Below are 17,081 nucleotides of genomic sequence, written 5' to 3' on the forward strand. Positions count from 1 at the left end.
CGACTCGTGCGGCCGATCACGTCGACGGTGTTCCACCACCCGGCAACCGCCCGAATCGTGCCGTCGCCCGGGAACCACACCGCGTCGAGCAGGCCGCCGCCATGGACTTCGGTCAGCCGAGACGGAGATGTCACAAGCCAGTTGACGACCCGGCGCGACTCGTGCGGCCGATCACGTCGACGGTGTTCCACCACCCGGCAACCGCCCGAATCGTGCCGTCGCCCGGGAACCACACCGCGTCGAGCAGGCCGCCGCCATGGACTTCGGTCAGCCGAGACGGGGACGCCCTGAGCCGGTGTTGGCGACCCCGGCGCGACTCGTGCGGCCGATCACGTCGGCGGACACCGGCTCGGACCGCTCACTGGCGTTCCCGGTCAGCGGGGCACGAGCGCGGTGAGGAACGCGGCCGTCGCCTCGTCGGCCGGGAGGAACGCCTCCAGGCGCAGCTCGGCGATCGTGACGTCGACGGCGGTGCCGAAGTGGGTGAGCGTGGTGACGAGCCGCAGCTCCCCGTCGCCGGTGCGCAGCCGCAGCGGCACGGCGAAGCCGAGGTGGTCCGGGCCCGGCTGACGTGGCCGGTCCGGCACCAGCTCGGCGAGTTCGGCGGCCAGGCGCTGGAGGCGGTCGTGCGGGTTGCGCACCGCCTCCGCGTGGAGGCGGTCGATGACGTGCCATGCCCACTCGTCGAGGTTGACGATCCGGGGTGCGAGGCCGTCCGGGTGCAGCAGCAGCCGGGGGACGCTGACCGGCGGTGCCAGCAGGTGCGGTGCCGCGGTGGCGGTCAGCGCGTGGAACGCGGCGTTGGCGGAGACCAGGTCACCGCACCGGTCGACGACCACCGCCGGGTACGGCAGGTGGCCTGCCAGGATGCGTTCCAGCGCCGTGCGGACCGGGGCGAGTGCCGGGTCGTCGAGCGCGGTCCTCGGGTAGACCGGCGCGAAGCCCGCCGCGAGGAGCAGGTCGTTGCGTTCCCGGATCGGCACCTCGAGCGACTCGGCCAGCCGGATGACCATGGCCCGGCCCGGCGCCGACCGGCCGCTCTCGATGAAGCTGACGTGCCGCTGCGTCGTGCCGGCGCGTGCGGCGAGTTCGAGCTGGCTCACCCGCCGCCGGGTGCGCCACCCGCGCAACAGCCCGGCGAACCCGTCCGTCGTCGATCCCGTGCTCACGCACCATGTCTACCGGCGCGGGCGCCGCGCCACGATTCCCTCCGGGGAATTGCCCGGCCGCGGGGTCGCCAGCAGAGTCGCCGTCGTGACCACCACGATGTTGCCCCCTGCGGTGCGCAGTTACCACGTGACCACTGGCGCGGGCGTCGACGGCCTGTCCCTCCGCAGCCACGAACCCCGGCACCCGGGGCCCGGCGAGGTCGCGGTGGCGGTCCGCGCCACCTCCCTCAGCTTCCGCGAGCTCCTCGTCCTGCGCGGCCGGTACGTGCTGCCCGTCAAGCCGGACGTCGTCCCCGTCTCCGACGGCGCAGGCGAGGTCGTCGCCGTCGGCGCGGGCGTCCGGCGGTTCCGCCCTGGCGACCGCGTGGCCGCCACGCTCTTCCCCGGCTGGCAGGACGGCCCGTTCCGGCAGGCCCACCTGCCGCAGCTGGGCGGCTCGCTCGACGGGATGCTGACCGAGCTCGCCGTCCTCCCGGAGACCGCGCTCGTCGCGGTGCCGGAGCACCTGTCCTACGCGGAGGCCGCGACGCTCCCCTGCGCCGCCGTCACCGCGTGGAACGCCCTGACCGGCGACGGCCGCGGGGTGCGCCCCGGGCAGACGGTCCTCACGCTCGGCTCCGGCGGCGTGTCGCTGTTCGCGGTGCTGTTCGCCAAGGTCCTGGGCGCCAGGGTGATCGCCACGACCGGCAGTGCGGACAAGGAGCAGCGCCTGCGCGACCTCGGCGCCGACGAGGTCGTCAACCACCGGGACGTCCCGGACTGGCCCGACGCCGTCCGGGAGCTCACGGCGGGCGAGGGCGTGGACCGCGTCGTCGACGTCGCAGGCGCGCTGGGGCGGTCGCTGCGCTCGGTGTGCGTCGACGGGCACGTCGCCTTCGTCGGGTCGGTCTCCGGCGACTGGCCCCCGCTGGACCCGCGGCTGCTGTTCGGCGCGGCGGCGACGGTGCGTGCGGTGGCCGTCGGCAGCCGGGCCCAGTTCACCGAGATGAACCGCACGATCGCGGCGCACCGGCTGCGGCCCGTCGTCGACCGGGTGTTCCCCTTCGAGGACGCGGCCGCGGCCTACCGCTACTACGAGTCCGGGAGCCCGTTCGGCAAGGTGGTCATCTCGGTCGGCGCAGGTCAGAGCAGCCGGGTCGCGTAGCCGACGATGCCGCCGTAGCGGACGGGTGCGATCCGGACGCGGGAGCCCGAGTACGGCGCCTCGATCATCCGGCCGCCGCCGATGTACAGGGCGACGTGGTGGATGCGCCCGCCCGTCGCCCAGAACAGCATGTCGCCCGGCCTCTTCTGGGACAGCGGCACCTGCCTGCCCGCCTGCGCCTGGTAGCCGCTGTAGTGCGGCAGCCGGATCCCGACGCCGGCGAACGCGTAGATCATCAGGCCGGAGCAGTCGAAGCCGACCTTGTTGTAGTCGCCGAACGCGTCGGCGACGCCGCCGTCGCGGATGCCCCTGGTCGGGCCGTACGCGTTGCCGCCTCCCCACGCGTACTGGACGCCGAGCTGCGACATCGCGCGGTTGATCACCGTGCGCACCCCGCCGGAGGACGGTGGCAGGGCGGTGCCGCCACCGCCACCACCGCTCGGTGGGCGGGACTGGGCGGCTTCCTCGGCCTGCTTGGCGGCGAGCCAGGCGTTGTAGCGCTGCCGCTGGCTCGCGAGACCCGCCGCGTTCGCCTGCGCCGCGGCGAGCTGGGACTCGGCGGCGTTCTTCTGCGACTCGAGCCGGGACGCGGCCGCGGCCTGGTCGGTGCGCGCGGTCACCGCGGCCGCCATCGCGGCGTCGGCCGCCTGCTTGGCCGACTGGGCCGCTGCCTGCTTCTGGTTCGCGACGTCGAGCGCCGCGCGGGCGGCGGAGTCCTTGTTGGCCTTGTCGGTCCGCGCGACCTCCATGACGTCCAGCGCGTCGAGGCCGCTCTCGCCGACCGCCTCGAGCAGCTGGACGCGCTGCAGCAGGTCCTCCGGGCTCTTCGAGCCGATGAACGCCGACATCGACCCGATCGTCGAGCCCTGCTTGTAGCTGCCGGCGGCGAACTCGTCGAGCTGCTTGCGCGCGTCGTCCACGTCGGAGGACGCGGTCTGCGCGGCGACCTTCGCGGCGTCGGCGTCCGCCTTGGCCTTCGCGGCCTCGTCCTGCGCGGTCTGCAGGTCGACGAGGGCGCGGTTGGCGTCCTCCATCTTCAGCTCGACCTGGGCCTGCAGCTGCGCGAGCTGGGCCTCCGCCTGCGCGACCTGGTTGGTGAGCTGCCCGACCTTGGTCGCCTTGGCCTTGGCGTCGGCCTTGCTGGCGCCCAGCTCGGAGTCGCTCGGGTTCGGCGGCGGAGGCGGCACCGCGACCGCCGTGCCCGCCCCCACGCTCACCACGAGCACCAGCGACGCCACGACGATCCGAAGCCCGGTCCCGGCCACCCCGATCACGTTCGAACCTCCTCGCGCGTCCCTGATCAGCAGCGATGCGGACCCACTGTGCCACTTTGGACACGTTTCACACCAGCCGCAACACGAGAAACATGGACAACCTGCGCAACTTTCACCCCTGTGGGCCCTCAAGGCACACGCTGAGTGGTCACCGTGGGTACTCGCGCCGGTCGCGAGCAGGGCTGACACCATGGCGGCCGTGCTGACGAGAGCCGGGAGCCGCCCGCACGCCCCAGCCGCGGTGGCGGCGGCCGGCCTGCTGGCGGTGGGGGCCGGCACGTTCCTGCCGTGGGTGCGGTCGGGGGACGTGCTGCGGGACAGCTACCAGTCGATCGCGCTGATCCGCACGATCAAGGTCCTCGACGGCAGCCCGCTCGCGCTCGTGCTCGACGCGTGGACGCTGCTGATCCCGGCGATCACCGTCTGCGTCGTCGTGTACGCACTGGGTTTCCGCCGGTCGGCCGCAACGCTTTCGGGCATTGTGGCGATAATCAGCGGAACCGTGGCGGGGTCCGCCACCGTCGTAAGCGGTGGCGAGGAAGTCCGACTCGGAATCTCGAGCACCGGCCCGGTGACGACGTTGACCGGGTCTGTGCTGGCACTGGTCGGGGTCGTCGGCATCTTCGCTGGCCGACGCAGTCGCGCGACCGAAGACGCAGGAGGGGAACCGTGACCTATCCAGGTTCTGGCGGCCAGTGGCAGCCGAACGATCCGAACCAGCAGAACCCGGGGGGCTACCAGCAGCCTGGTTACGGCCAGCAGCCCGGCTACCCGCAGCAGCAGGGCTACCCGCAGACCGGCCCGCAGCCGACGCAGGGCTACCCGCAGCAGGGATATCCGCAGACCGGGCCGCAGGGCTTCCAGCAGCCGCAGTACGGGCCGCAGTACGCGCAGCCGAACTTCGGCGGTCTCGGCGGCGAGCCGCCGAAGAAGCGCGGCAAGGGCCCGATCATCGGCGCGATCGCCGCGGTGGTCGTGGTCGCGCTCGGCGTCGCCGCGACGATCTTCGTGCTGAACCGCAGCAGCAGCGACCAGGCCGGTCAGGACAACCCGACGCAGGCGGCGACCAACCTGGTCAACAGCCTCAGCCAGGGTGACGTGCTCGGCGTGCTGGAGAGCCTGACGCCCGCCGAGTCGGCGCTGCTCGTCGACTTCAACGCGAAGACCACCCAGCGCCTCAAGGAGCTGAAGGTCTACAAGGAGGACGCCGACCCGAACAAGCTGCACGGCGCGGCGGTCGAGGCGACGAACCTCAAGTACGACGAGAAGGGCGCGGAGAAGGTCAACGACCACCTGACCATCACCAAGCTCATCGGCGGCACCGTGTCGTTGCACGCGGACGTCAACGAGCTGCCGCTGACCGAGGAGTTCATGGACGCCGCCTTCCCGGACGGCATGCGCTCGGAGTCGACCGACGAGAAGGTCGACATCGCCGAGGTCGTCAGGGAGACCGGCGAGCCGATCCGCATCGCGACCGTCAAGGTCGACGGCAAGTGGTACCCGAGCCTCTTCTACACCGTGGCCGACTACGCGCTGATCGAGGCGGGCGAGGAGTGGCCGTCGGAGTCGATCCCGAACAACGGCGCCGGGAACGCCGAGGACGCCGTCAAGGAGATGGTGCAGGCCGCGATCAACGCCGACGTCGAGCGGGTCATCGAGCTGCTCCCGCCGGACGAGATGGGCGCGCTGCACGACGCGGGCCCGGTCCTGGTCGAGGCCGCGGGCAGCCCGTCGCCCGCCCCGGTCGAGGTCGTGAACCTGGACGTCGAGGCGACCGACGCCGAGACCGGCGGCAAGAAGGTCATGCTGAAGGAGGTCGAGGTCAAGGCCGACGGCGAGACCTTCCGCATCACCAAGGACGGCGACTGCTACGCGGCCGAGGCCCAGGGTGAGAAGCAGCAGTTCTGCGCCGACGACGTGGCCGCCGAGATGGGCGACAGCGACATGCCCGCCGACGTCCAGCAGGCTCTGGCCAACCTGGCGTCCGGCATGCTCAAGAACACGGGCGTGGTCGCCACCGAGTTCGACGGCAAGTGGTACGTCAGCCCGCTGCGCACCTACAGCGAGCTGGGCCTGACCGCCCTGTCCGACCTGACCCCGGAGGACGTGCTCGCGCTCGTCTCGATGGGCTGAGGTCTCTCCTGCCGGAACGGCCCGGCGCTCCCACGAGGGGTGCCGGGCCGTGCCACGTCCGGACCTCGCCGCGGCGCGTCAGTCTTCGAGGAACTCCAGGCGGTTGCCCACCGGGTCGTTCGCGTGGAAGCGGCGGCGGCCCGGGATCTCGGCCGGGTCGGCCCAGCGGATCTCGTGACCCGCGGCCGTGATCGCGGCGGCCGTGGTGTCGACGTCCACCACGAAGGCCGGGTGCGCCTTCTTCGCGGGGCGGAAGTCGTCCTCGATGCCGACGTGGAGTTCCGCGTCCGGGCCGCCGCGGCCGGGGACCTGGAACCAGCAGCCGCCCCTGGCCGCCAGCAGCGGGGGTTTCGGCAGCTCCCGCCAGCCCAGCACACCGCCGTAGAACTCCCTGAGGCGATCTTCGCTGCCGGCAGGTGCGGCGATCTGTACGTGGTGCAGCATGGTGGCGACCCTCCCTTGGCGTCGAATACAGGACAAGCGTACTGTTTGGCGTGAGAGAGGACGTTCCCGAATCGCACACCACAGGCCAATGGAGTTGGACGTGACCGCACCAGCAAGCAAGGACACCTTCGGCGCCCGTCAATCGCTGACCGTCGGCGATGCCTCGCACGAGGTGTTCCGGCTCGATGCCGTCAAGGGCTCCGAGCGCCTCCCCTACAGCCTGAAAATCCTGCTCGAGAACCTGCTGCGCACCGAGGACGGCGCGAACATCACCGCCGACCACGTCAACGCCCTCGCCAACTGGGACCCGTCGGCCGAGCCGTCGACGGAGATCCAGTTCACCCCGGGCCGCGTGGTCATGCAGGACTTCACCGGCGTGCCGTGCGTCGTGGACCTCGCCACCATGCGCGAGGCGGTCACCGCGCTCGGCGGCGACCCGGCCAAGGTGAACCCGCTCGCGCCCGCCGAACTGGTGATCGACCACTCGGTGATCGCCGACATCTTCGGCCGCCCGGACGCCTTCGAGCGCAACGTCGACCTCGAGTACGAGCGGAACAAGGAGCGCTACCAGTTCCTGCGCTGGGGGCAGAGCGCGTTCGACGAGTTCAAGGTCGTCCCGCCGGGCACCGGCATCGTGCACCAGGTCAACATCGAGCACCTCGCGCGCGTGGTGATGACCCGCGGCGGCCAGGCCTACCCGGACACGCTGGTCGGCACCGACAGCCACACCACGATGGTCAACGGCCTCGGCGTGCTGGGCTGGGGCGTCGGCGGCATCGAGGCCGAGGCCGCGATGCTGGGCCAGCCGGTGTCGATGCTCATCCCGCGCGTCGTCGGCTTCAAGCTCGACGGCGAGCTGCCCGCCGGCGCCACCGCGACCGACCTCGTGCTGACGATCACCGAGATGCTGCGCGAGCACGGCGTGGTCGGCAAGTTCGTCGAGTTCTACGGCGCCGGCGTGTCGGCCGTGCCGCTCGCGAACCGCGCCACGATCGGCAACATGAGCCCCGAGTTCGGCTCCACCTGCGCGATCTTCCCGATCGACCACGAGACGGTCGAGTACCTGAAGTTCACCGGCCGCTCCGCCGAGCAGGTGGCGCTGGTCGAGGCGTACGCCAAGGAGCAGGGCCTGTGGCACGACCCGTCGGTCGAGCCCGCCTACTCCGAGACGCTGTCGCTGGACCTGTCGACCGTCGTCCCGTCGATCGCGGGCCCGAAGCGCCCGCAGGACCGCATCGCGCTGTCCGACGCGAAGCCGGCCTTCCGCTCGGCGCTGGTCAACTACACCGACGACGCCCCGCACTCCGCGGTGGACGAGTCGGTCGAGGAGTCCTTCCCCGCGTCCGACTCGCCCGCCTACGCCGAGAGCGGCAACGGCGCCGACGGCGCGCCCGTGCACTTCACCGCCGCCGAGGGCGCGTCGGGCCGGCCGAGCAAGCCGACCAAGGTCACCGTCGACGGCGCCGAGTTCGAGCTGGACCACGGCGCGGTCGCGATCGCCGCGATCACGTCCTGCACCAACACCTCGAACCCGTCGGTCATGATCGGCGCCGCGCTGCTCGCGAAGAAGGCCGTCGAGAAGGGCCTCTCCCGCAAGCCGTGGGTGAAGACGACGCTGGCGCCGGGCTCGAAGGTGGTCATGGACTACTACGAGCGCGCGGGGCTGCTGCCGTACCTGGAGAAGCTGGGCTTCCACCTCGTCGGCTACGGCTGCACCACGTGCATCGGCAACTCGGGCCCGCTGCAGGAGGAGATCTCCGCGGCGGTCAACGAGGCCGACCTGGCGGTCGTGTCCGTGCTGTCCGGCAACCGCAACTTCGAGGGTCGCATCAACCCGGACATCAAGATGAACTACCTCGCGTCCCCGCCGCTGGTGGTGGCGTACGCGCTCGCGGGCTCGATGGACAAGGACATCACCACCGAACCGCTGGGCACTGGCACCGACGGGCAGCCCGTGTACCTGGCGGACATCTGGCCGAGCCCGCAGGAGATCCAGGAGGTCGTCGAGGCGGCCATCTCCTCGGAGATGTTCTCGAACGACTACGCGGACGTGTTCGCCGGTGACGAGCGCTGGCGTTCGCTGCCGACCCCGTCGGGCAACACCTTCGAGTGGGACGCCGAGTCGACCTACGTCCGCAAGCCCCCGTACTTCGAGGGCATGGAGCTGCGGCCGGCGCCGGTCACGGACATCGCGGACGCCCGCGTCCTGGCCCTGCTCGGCGACTCGGTGACGACCGACCACATCTCCCCGGCCGGCGCCATCAAGCAGGACTCGCCCGCGGGCAAGTACCTGACCGAGCACGGCGTCGAGCGCAAGGACTTCAACTCGTACGGTTCCCGCCGTGGCAACCACGAGGTGATGATCCGCGGCACGTTCGCCAACATCCGCCTCCGCAACCTGCTGCTGGACGACGTCCAGGGCGGCTTCACCCGCAACTTCCTCGCGGGCGGCGAGCAGACGACGATCTACGACGCGTCCGTCGCCTACGCGGAGGCGGGCGTGCCGCTGGTCGTGCTGGCCGGCAAGGAGTACGGCTCGGGTTCGTCGCGTGACTGGGCGGCAAAGGGCACCTCCCTCCTCGGTGTGCGCGCGGTGATCGCGGAGTCGTTCGAGCGGATCCACCGCTCGAACCTGATCGGCATGGGCGTGCTGCCCCTGCAGTTCCCGCAGGGCGAGACCGCCGCGTCGCTGGGCCTCGACGGCACGGAGACCTACTCCATCGAAGGCGTCACGAAGCTCAACGACGGCGAGACCCCCCGCACGGTCAAGGTGACCGCGAAGGCGGACGACGGCTCGACGAAGGAGTTCGACGCGGTGGTCCGCATCGACACCCCCGGCGAGGCCGACTACTACCGCAACGGCGGCATCATGCAGTACGTCCTGCGCAAGATGGTCAACAGCTGACGGTTCTCCTTCCCCGGTGCCCGGCGACTTCCGAGTCGCCGGGCACCGTGCTGTCGAGGGGCGGTCAGGTGCGCGCGCGTTCCTCCCGGTGCACGCGCAGCAGCAGGGACACCCAGGTCCGGAAAGGACGCCACGCGTCCGACACCTCGCGCAGCTCCGCCTTCGTCGTGACCGGGTACAGGTGGCGCATCTCGTCGTGCAGGCGGGATTCCGCTTCCGGGAAGCCGTCCGGGTGGACGGCCCCGCGCAGCAGGATCAGGTCCGCCGAGAAGTCACCGACGCCCGGCAGGGTTTTCAGCCGCGCCAAGGCCGTGGCGACCGGCATGGCGCGGAGTTCCGCCGCGTCGAGGCGCCCCGCCTCCGCCGCCTCCGCGATCGCTTTCAGGCGGTCGCTCTTCAGCTCGCTCACCATCGGCACCCGCGGCAGTGCGCGGAGGACCGCGGGCGCCGGGAACGTCGGCAGCACCACCCCGTGCACGTCGACAGGGACGCCCAGCTCCACGGCCAGGTTCCGTTTGATGGTCGCCGCCTGGACCATGCTGATGCGGTGGCCGATGATGGCGAAGCACGCGGCCTCGTACGGGGAGTGGAACCCCACCGGGCGCAGCCCCGGGTAGCGCGCCTGCAGCTCCGCCACCACCGGATCTCGCGCACCGACGTCCGGGAAGGTCGTGCCGTCGACGTCCAGGGACAGGATGCGCCGCGCGGCCACCGCCGCTCTGTCCACATCGGATGGATCACCCTGGACGGCCATGCGCACCGGGCCGTTCGGGATCGGTTGTTTCACCAGCACGCCCACCGGGCGCCAACTGGGTGCCACCGGGAACGCGAGGCGTAGCTCGCCGGGGCGGGAGGCGGCGTCGGCGCGAGCGGCGGGCGCGAAGCCCTCGAGGAAGCGGGCGCTCGCCATGAGGTCGAACTGCCCCTGGACGGGAACGTCAAGCCAGGTGACCTGGTCGATGGTTGTCATGGGGACAGGATGCGCCGGGGCACCGACAGAAAAGGGCGGGGAAACGAGCGAATGGGACATTGGCTCGGAGATGTGTGGAAATCGGGGGTCGGCTGTCTGCGGAGAGGCGGGACTTCGGGAGCCGCTTCCGCAGGGAAGCTGGCGGTCGCTCCTCTGACGAGGCCAGGGTTTGGCGGACGGAGAGCAGGCCCGGCTGCTGCCGCAGAACGGAGCCGGGGCCTTTCCTGAGTGGCTTCCCGAGAGGGCCCCCGATGACCGACTCAACTCCCAGAAGAAGCTGGGTCTGCCGCCCTCAGACGGGCGGGGTTCCGTGGTGTTTCGGGTTTGCCTTGCGCGGGGTTTCCCTCCGGGGGGCCTCGCCGGACGGGCTGGTCTCCGGGATGGCAGTGGGTTGGGCACGGGGCTGGGTTGGCAAGGACTGGTGTCCGTGGTGTTGGGGCTTCGCCCCGCTTCGCGGGCCGGGCGCGCAGCGCCCAGCAGTCGCCTTCGGGAAGAAAACGGGCCTGGGAGCCGCACCCTCGAAGAGCCCCGAAGCCGGGAAAGAACAACGGCCGGCCGGTGATCACTCACCGGCCGGCCGTCGGTCACTCACTCACTCACGTGGCCGGGAAGGGCTGCACGTCCGGGTGGCAGACGGAACCCGGGCCGGGCACCTCGAGGTCGACCAGGTAGTCGGCCGCGATCCGGTCCGTGCAGGAGCTGCCGCCGAGGATGCAGTGGCCGAACGCGTCCACGCTGACCAGCAGCGCGTTGCCCAGCTGCTTGGCCATGCGCCGCGAGAACTCGTACTGCGTCGCCGGGTCGTAGTAGTTGCCGAACACGAGCACCGGGTTCTCGGTGCGCTTGTTCCACGGGCCGCGCCACGCGTCCGGGTCCTCGACCGGCCACGTCGGGCACGCCGCCGGGTCGCCCCACGCCAGGTAGCGGCCGAAGCTCGGCATCTGGCGCTCCCACTTGTCCGCGATGGCCGGCATCTCGGACGGGCGGTTGTCGAACGGCTTGTCCGAGCAGTTCACCGCCAGGTACGAGTCGTCGCTGGTGTACGGGGTGTCGGGCAGGATGTCGGCCCGGCCCTGCTGGGTGCCGTTCTGCAGGGCGCGGAACGACTGGCCGGTCAGCGTCACCGCGGACCGCGCCGCCGCTGATGGGAAGGCCACGTCCCAGACCTCCTGGAGCAGCTCGGCGAGGGCGCTGAAGTCCTCCGGCGCGTAGAGCACACCTGCCACCGTGCCGGTCAGCGTGGCCTCGTCGACCACGAAGCCGTCCGGCAGCGTCACCGGGCCGTTCTTGCGCAGGTGGTTGCGCAGCGTGTCGTACTTCTCCCGCGCGTCACCGCTGAACGCGCACCGCTCACCGACGAGGTCGCAGCGCTCGAGGAAGCCGTCCAGCGCCAGCTCGAAGCCGCGCGTGCGCTGGCGGTCGTACTCCAGCCCGTCGAGCAGTCGCAGCGTCGGGTCGACGTTGCCGTCGAGGATGATCGCCCGCGCCTTCTTCGGGAACATGTTGACGTAGGTCGCGCCCAGCAGCGTGCCGTAGGAGAAGCCGACGTAGGTCAGCTTGCTGTCGCCGACGGCCTGCCGCATCAGGTCGAGGTCACGGGCCACGTCCTTGGTGGACATGTGCTGCAGCAGCGGACCGGCGAACCGCTTGCAGAAGTTGCCGTACTCCTTGAGCGCCTTCAGCGTCGTGGTCTCGTCCGCGGACTTGACCGGCAGCGGGTGCATCCGGCCGAAGACGTCGTTGGCGTCCTCCTGCGTCGCGAAGCAGCGCAGCGGGGTGCTGCGCGCGACACCGCGCGGGTCGAAACCGATCAGGTCGAAGCGGTCCAGCACCTCCGGCTCGAAGATGTTGGCGCCCGACTTCGGCATGCGGTAGCCGCTGCCGCCGGGCCCGCCCGGGTTGAGGAACAGCGACCCGATCTTCGCGTCCGGGTTCGCCGCCGCGCGGCGCATCAGCGCGATGTTGATCGTGCCGAGCCGCGGCCGGTCGTGGTCGAGCGGCACCGCGAGGTTGCCGCAGCTGTACAGGCCGAGCTGGTCGGCGGGCACGCCGACGAGCTCACTCGCCGCGCAGTTGCCCCACGAGATCTGTGCTGTGGCCTTGGGGGCCGGTGCGGCCGCGGCCGGAGCGGCCTGCGCGGGTGTCACCAGGCCGATCGCACCCGTCACCAGGGCGACCACCAACGTGGCACCGCGTTTGACCGACCGTGTGGATCTTGAAGACACGGTGTAACCCTTCTCCCGACCTGGAGCGACCGAATCGTCACTGCATCAGTCGAAAGAGTCACACGATGTGATGATCTTTAATATCGGCAAAACGGGCGAACCGACTACGTCGTTCAGTTAAGTCCGAAAGTAGGGTCCTTCTCGGACCACCGGACATCGAGCACCCGCCTGCTCTGTTCGGCGTGCGCGGCACGGGATTCGTCACGCTCCTCCACCGGGAAGCGTTCGTTGAGGTCGACGAGCGTGGGTGCCAGCGCCATCAGCGCGATGACGGCGAGCCCGGCGACGATGCCGATCGTTGCGAGAACACTCATGGCTCCACTGTCGCCGTTGTCCCTGGTCAACGGATCGGCCGATGGGCTGGACGCCCATCGGCCGAGTGGTTGCCGTGCGCGGCCGGACGAACTAGTCGGCCTTCGCCAGCGAGACGCCGAAGCGGCCGAGGCGGTCGGTCCACCACTTGGTCAGCGAGAACCCCGCCTCGCCGAGTTCCGCCGCCACCTTCGCCGGGCGGAACTTGGCGGACACCTCCGTGCGCACCTCCTCACCGTCGGCGAAGTCGACCTCGAGGTTCACCTCCGGGATCCGCACCCGCATCGCACGGGTGGCCCGCAGGCGCATCTCGATCCACTCCTCCTGCTCGTCCCACACCGCGACGTGCTCGAACGCGGCGACGTCGAAGTCGGCGCCCAGTTCGCGGTTGAGCACGTGCAGCACGTTCCGGTTGAACTCCGCGGTCACGCCCCGCGCGTCGTCGTAGGCACGCACGAGCGTGCCGCGGTCCTTCACCAGGTCCGTGCCGAGCAGCAGCCACTCCCCCGCCTGCAGGTTGTCCCGCAGCGCGGACAGGAACTTCGCCCGCTCGGCGGGCACCAGGTTGCCGATCGTGCCGCCGAGGAACGCGACCATCCTCGGTGCGCTGCCTGGCAGCAGTGCCAGGTGCTGGGTGAAGTCACCCACCACGCCGTGCACCTCGGCGGGCGCGTACGCGTCCCGCAGGACCGCCACCGACTGCTCCAGCGCCGCGTCCGACACGTCCAGCGCCACGATCTCGCGCAACGTCCCGGCGTCCCGCAGCGCGTCGAGCAGCAGCCGGGTCTTCTCCGAGGAGCCGGAACCCAGCTCCACCAGCGTCCGCGCCCCGGTCAGCGCGGCGATCTCACCGGCCCGGTCGGCCAGCACCTCCCGTTCCGCCCGGGTGGGGTAGTACTCCTCGAGACGGGTGATCTCCTCGAACAGCTCACTCCCCCGCGCGTCGTAGAACCACTTGGGCGGCAACGTCTTCGGCGTCGCCGCCAGGCCCGTCAGCACATCGGACCGCAGGCCGCGGACTATGTCGGTCTGCGTCAGATGCACGGTCAGGTCGGTCATTGGTCTCCCAGCCTCGTGATGTCCACAGTGGACGATGTGGCGGTCACGAGATGCCCGTCGGGCACCTCGCGCCAGCCCGCTTCCTCGTCGTACGGTTCGGACGCGACCACGACCCCGCCGGGCAGCGCACGCACCCACAACGCGTGCGTCCACGCGGTCCCGACGATGGTCGAGCCGTCGGTCAGCAACAGGTTCAGCCGCGAGCCGGGCGCCGCCTCGGCCACCTCGGTGACCACGGACGCGACCGCCTTGGCGGGTGCCACGCCCGCCGACAGCAGCGCCCGCACCAGCGTCCACAGCAACGCGGCGTCGGTCGGGGCGTCCATGAGCAGCAGGTCGGTCACCGGCAGCCGGGACGCGAGCGCCGCGACCGACGACGGCCAGCCACGCACGAGCCCGTTGTGGCTGAACAGCCACCGGCCGCTCATGAACGGCGCGCACGCCGTCTCCACCACCGGCATGCCGACGGTGGCCGAGCGGACGGCCGCGAGCACCCCGCCGGACGTGACCGAACCGGCCAGCCCGGGCAGTGCCGCGTCCGTCCACATCGGGGCCGGGCGGCGCACCCGGACGGGTTCGGGATCGCCCGTGTACCAGCCGATCCCGTACCCGTCCGCGTTCACGGTGCCGCCGCCGCGCATGTCCCGCGGCGCCCACGACTGCCGCAGCAGCGAGTGCTCCGGCGTCAGCAGCAGGTCGGCGAGCCGCACGGGCTCACCGACGTAGGCGAGGTGCCTGCACACGGGTCAGGCCAGCTCCTCGCGGGACGCGTCACGCGCGCACCGGAACCCGGCGAAGATCTGCCGCCGGATCGGGTAGTCCCAGTTGCGGAAGGTCGCCCGGCACGCGGCCGGGTCGGTGCCGAAGGAGCCGCCGCGCAGCATCTTGTAGTCGCTGCCGAAGAACACCTCCGAGTACTCCCGGTACGGGAACGCCTCGAACCCCGGGTAGCCGTGGAAGTCGGTGTCGACCCACTCCCACACGTCCCCGATCAGCTGGTGCACGCCCAGCGGCGAGGCACCGGCCGGGTACGCGCCGACCGGGGCGGGCGACAGGTGCCGCTGCCCCAGGTTGGCGTGCTCGGGACCGGGATCCTCGTCGCCCCACGGGAAGCGGCGCGACCGGCCGGTGGCCGGGTCGAAGCGGGCCGCCTTCTCCCACTCCCGTTCGGTCGGCAGCCGCTTGCCCGCCCACGTGGCGTAGGCCTGCGCCTCGTGGAAGCACACGTGCACCACCGGCTCGTCCGGCGGGATCGGCTCGACGTGCCCGAACCGGTTCCGCAGCCAGCCCGCGCCGTCCGGCACCCAGAACCTCGGCGCGGTCAGGCCGGCCCGCACCCGGTACGTCCAGCCCTCCTCGGACCAGAACCGCGGGTCGTCGTACCCGCCCGCGTCCAGGAACGCGAGGTACTGGCCGTTCGTGACCGGCGCGGTGTCGATGAAGAACGCGTCGACGTGCACGTCGTGCGCCGGACGTTCGTTGTCCAGCGCCCACGCCTCGATCGAGGTGCCCATGGTGAACGGCCCGGCGGGCACCAGCACCTCGTCCGCCGGTAACGGCGCGCCCGCGGGCGGCGGTGGTGCGTGCAGCACCGGCGCGCCGGACCGCAGCTGGTGCGTGGCCAGCATGGTCTCGTCGTGCTGCTGCTCGTGCTGGACGATCATGCCGAACGCGAACCCGTTCGACTCCAGCCGCCGCCCTTCGAGGGGACTGCGTTCGAGCACGTCGAACACCTTGTCCCGGACCTCGCGCACGTAGCCGCGGGCCTCGGCGGGCCCGAGCAGCGGCAGCGCGGGCCGGTCGGCGCGCGGGTGCTGGAACGCGTCGTACAGGTTGTCGATGTCCTCGCGGACCGGTTCGCGACCACCCACGTCGCGGACCAGCCACAGCTCCTCCTGGTTGCCGATGTGGGCGAGGTCCCACACCAGCGGGGACATGAGCTTGGAGTGCTGCCGCACGAGGTCGTCGTCGTCGACGGCGTCGGTGAGCGCCACGCTGCGCTCCCTGGCGCGGGTCAGCGCGGCGGCCACGCGCGAACGCAGCTCCTCGGTGCCGGTGTCGGCCGCGGTCATGCCTTGCTCCTCACGGTGAGACGGTCGAGGTCGGCGACGATCGCCGTGGTCAGGTCGGCGGGCAGGCCCATGCCGGGCAGCGCGGCGGCCCCCAGCTCGAGCACGGTCGCCGCCGCGGTGGCGAGCGCCCGGTCGGCGAGCCCGTCGCGGGCGGCGGGCAGCCACCGGTCGCCCACCGGCAGGCAGGCGTCCAGCACGGCGCCGACCGTGCGCCGGTCCGACATCAGCGCGGCGAGCAGCGCGGTCGGCGTGACCCAGCCGCCGCCCGGCTGCGCGTCGAGGTACCGCACCTCGAGGTACCCGTGCGGGCGCACGGGCGGGAAGAGGGTCGACAGGTGGTAGTCGAGGTCGTCGATGGTCGGGGGTCTGGGCAGGCCGCCCGCCACCCAGTCGGCGAACGTGAGCCCGGCCGGCGTGTGCCAGCGTGCGCCCTCCCCGCGCACGCACAGGACGGGCGTGTCGAGCACGCGGCGGGCCCAGTCGGCCTCCGGGTCCGCGACGATCGCGGACGGGAGCGACCTGGCCGGGTCGGTGCCGAGCACCGCGCGCATCCTGGCCGACGCCCAGCCCGTGGGGCTGCCACCGAGCGTCGGGGAGTTCGCGAACGCGGCGACCAGCACCGGGCCGAGCGCGCTCACCGCAGCCCACCGGTCGGCGACCGCGTCCGCCTCACCGGCGTCCAGGCACACCTGCAGGCCGGCGGTGCAGCACATCATGGTGATCCCGTGCGGCCCGATGGACTCGAAGACGTGCTCCATCGCGGCGTAGCGCGGGGTGTCGAGGATTCGCGCGGGCGACCGGTGCGGGTCGACAGCTCTGTCGCCGAGGACCAGGCCCGCGTCGTCGAGGAGTCCGGTGAGGAACACGAGGTCCGTCTGGACCGCGGCGAACAGCTCGGCGAGTGAGGAACGGGGTAGTGCGGAGATCTCCACCTGGCCGCCGGGTTCCACGGTGAGCGGGGAGCCGGACGGCAGTGGTTTCTGCGGACTGTCGGGGGTCAGCGTGCGGGGGGCGTACGGACCGAGCGCGGCAGCGAGACGACGAGCGTCCAGCGGCCGCCTGGGATCCTCCTCGTGGTGCACGATCCACTCGAGTTCGACCCCGTGCAGCTTCGGTGGGCCGTGCTTGAAACAGACCGAGGCGACATAGGCCTCAGCCTCGACACGATCCCGCAGGCGGCGCCGGTCAGGCCCCGTGACCTGCGGATCTTGGACCGCTGTCACAGCAATCACCTCCGGAAATCGACGCTACACGCGCCCACCGACAATTTCGTGACGGCGGCTGCGCCTGGTGCTGGCTCGGCGAGCTCCGCGAAACGGCGGGCGGGTGCGCGACGATCGGACAATCGGGAGGAGCCGGGTACGCGTCCTGAAA

At 71.5% G+C, this 17,081-nt stretch carries 15 protein-coding genes; 4 read left to right on the top strand and 11 right to left on the bottom strand.

Annotation, left to right across the window (positions count from 1 at the left end; translation table 11 throughout):
• Both ACYQ77_RS21990 and ACYQ77_RS21995 read right to left on the bottom strand, forming a co-directional pair.
• Positions 1–194: hypothetical protein (locus tag ACYQ77_RS21990; protein WP_459714177.1), on the bottom strand; the 194-nt coding region annotated here is incomplete at its 3' end.
• Between the two features lie 180 nt (positions 195–374).
• Positions 375–1,169, bottom strand: coding sequence for a helix-turn-helix domain-containing protein (locus ACYQ77_RS21995; RefSeq protein ID WP_459714178.1), 795 nt, complete (start codon positions 1,167–1,169; stop codon positions 375–377).
• 85 nt (positions 1,170–1,254) lie between these two features.
• Here ACYQ77_RS21995 and ACYQ77_RS22000 point away from each other — a divergent pair, with 85 nt between their 5' ends.
• Positions 1,255–2,313, top strand: coding sequence for a zinc-dependent alcohol dehydrogenase family protein (locus tag ACYQ77_RS22000; RefSeq protein WP_459714180.1), 1,059 nt, complete (start codon positions 1,255–1,257; stop codon positions 2,311–2,313).
• On the opposite strand, the gene ACYQ77_RS22005 is transcribed toward ACYQ77_RS22000, so the two are convergent.
• Positions 2,292–3,587, bottom strand: a complete 1,296-nt coding sequence (locus ACYQ77_RS22005) for an NlpC/P60 family protein (protein ID WP_459714182.1) — start codon at positions 3,585–3,587, stop codon at positions 2,292–2,294. The genes ACYQ77_RS22000 and ACYQ77_RS22005 overlap by 22 nt on opposite strands.
• A gap of 190 nt (positions 3,588–3,777) precedes the next feature.
• On the opposite strand from ACYQ77_RS22005, the gene ACYQ77_RS22010 reads away from it, so the two are divergent.
• Both ACYQ77_RS22010 and ACYQ77_RS22015 read left to right on the top strand, forming a co-directional pair.
• On the top strand, positions 3,778–4,260 hold the full coding sequence (locus ACYQ77_RS22010) for a hypothetical protein (protein WP_459714184.1): 483 nt from the start codon (positions 3,778–3,780) through the stop codon (positions 4,258–4,260).
• On the top strand, positions 4,257–5,720 hold the full coding sequence (locus ACYQ77_RS22015; RefSeq protein WP_459714186.1) for a flagellar basal body protein FliL: 1,464 nt from the start codon (positions 4,257–4,259) through the stop codon (positions 5,718–5,720). Before ACYQ77_RS22010 ends, ACYQ77_RS22015 begins: the two co-directional genes overlap by 4 nt.
• 78 nt (positions 5,721–5,798) lie before the next feature.
• Here ACYQ77_RS22015 and ACYQ77_RS22020 read toward each other — a convergent pair whose 3' ends face one another.
• Positions 5,799–6,164 (bottom strand): VOC family protein, encoded by a 366-nt coding sequence (locus ACYQ77_RS22020; RefSeq protein ID WP_459714188.1) that lies wholly within the window; start codon positions 6,162–6,164, stop codon positions 5,799–5,801.
• A gap of 100 nt (positions 6,165–6,264) precedes the next feature.
• Between ACYQ77_RS22020 and ACYQ77_RS22025 the strand changes: the two genes are divergently transcribed.
• Positions 6,265–9,069 (top strand): aconitate hydratase, encoded by a 2,805-nt coding sequence (locus ACYQ77_RS22025; RefSeq protein ID WP_459714190.1) that lies wholly within the window; start codon positions 6,265–6,267, stop codon positions 9,067–9,069.
• Between the two features lie 64 nt (positions 9,070–9,133).
• Here the strand turns inward: ACYQ77_RS22025 and ACYQ77_RS22030 are convergent, their stop codons facing one another.
• The 7 genes from ACYQ77_RS22030 to egtA form a co-directional block, all read right to left on the bottom strand.
• A complete protein-coding gene (locus ACYQ77_RS22030) occupies positions 9,134–10,039 on the bottom strand; it encodes a DNA-3-methyladenine glycosylase family protein (protein WP_459714191.1) in 906 nt (301 codons plus the stop codon).
• A gap of 596 nt (positions 10,040–10,635) precedes the next feature.
• On the bottom strand, positions 10,636–12,207 hold the full coding sequence (locus tag ACYQ77_RS22035) for an alpha/beta hydrolase (protein WP_459714194.1): 1,572 nt from the start codon (positions 12,205–12,207) through the stop codon (positions 10,636–10,638).
• A 170-nt stretch (positions 12,208–12,377) separates the two neighbouring features.
• Positions 12,378–12,578 (bottom strand): hypothetical protein, encoded by a 201-nt coding sequence (locus tag ACYQ77_RS22040; RefSeq protein ID WP_459714196.1) that lies wholly within the window; start codon positions 12,576–12,578, stop codon positions 12,378–12,380.
• Positions 12,579–12,669: 91 nt separating this feature from the next.
• Positions 12,670–13,635 (bottom strand): L-histidine N(alpha)-methyltransferase, encoded by a 966-nt coding sequence (egtD, locus tag ACYQ77_RS22045; RefSeq protein ID WP_459714198.1) that lies wholly within the window; start codon positions 13,633–13,635, stop codon positions 12,670–12,672.
• A complete protein-coding gene (gene egtC / locus ACYQ77_RS22050) occupies positions 13,632–14,378 on the bottom strand; it encodes an ergothioneine biosynthesis protein EgtC (RefSeq protein ID WP_459714200.1) in 747 nt (248 codons plus the stop codon). The genes egtD and egtC overlap by 4 nt, the downstream gene beginning before the upstream one ends.
• 3 nt (positions 14,379–14,381) lie before the next feature.
• Positions 14,382–15,707 (bottom strand): ergothioneine biosynthesis protein EgtB, encoded by a 1,326-nt coding sequence (gene egtB / locus ACYQ77_RS22055; RefSeq protein ID WP_459714202.1) that lies wholly within the window; start codon positions 15,705–15,707, stop codon positions 14,382–14,384.
• A complete protein-coding gene (gene egtA, locus ACYQ77_RS22060; protein ID WP_459714204.1) occupies positions 15,704–16,930 on the bottom strand; it encodes an ergothioneine biosynthesis glutamate--cysteine ligase EgtA in 1,227 nt (408 codons plus the stop codon). Before egtA ends, egtB begins: the two co-directional genes overlap by 4 nt.
• Between the last annotated feature and the right edge of the window lie 151 nt (positions 16,931–17,081).

It is taken from the genome of Actinophytocola sp. KF-1, assembly GCF_054661535.1.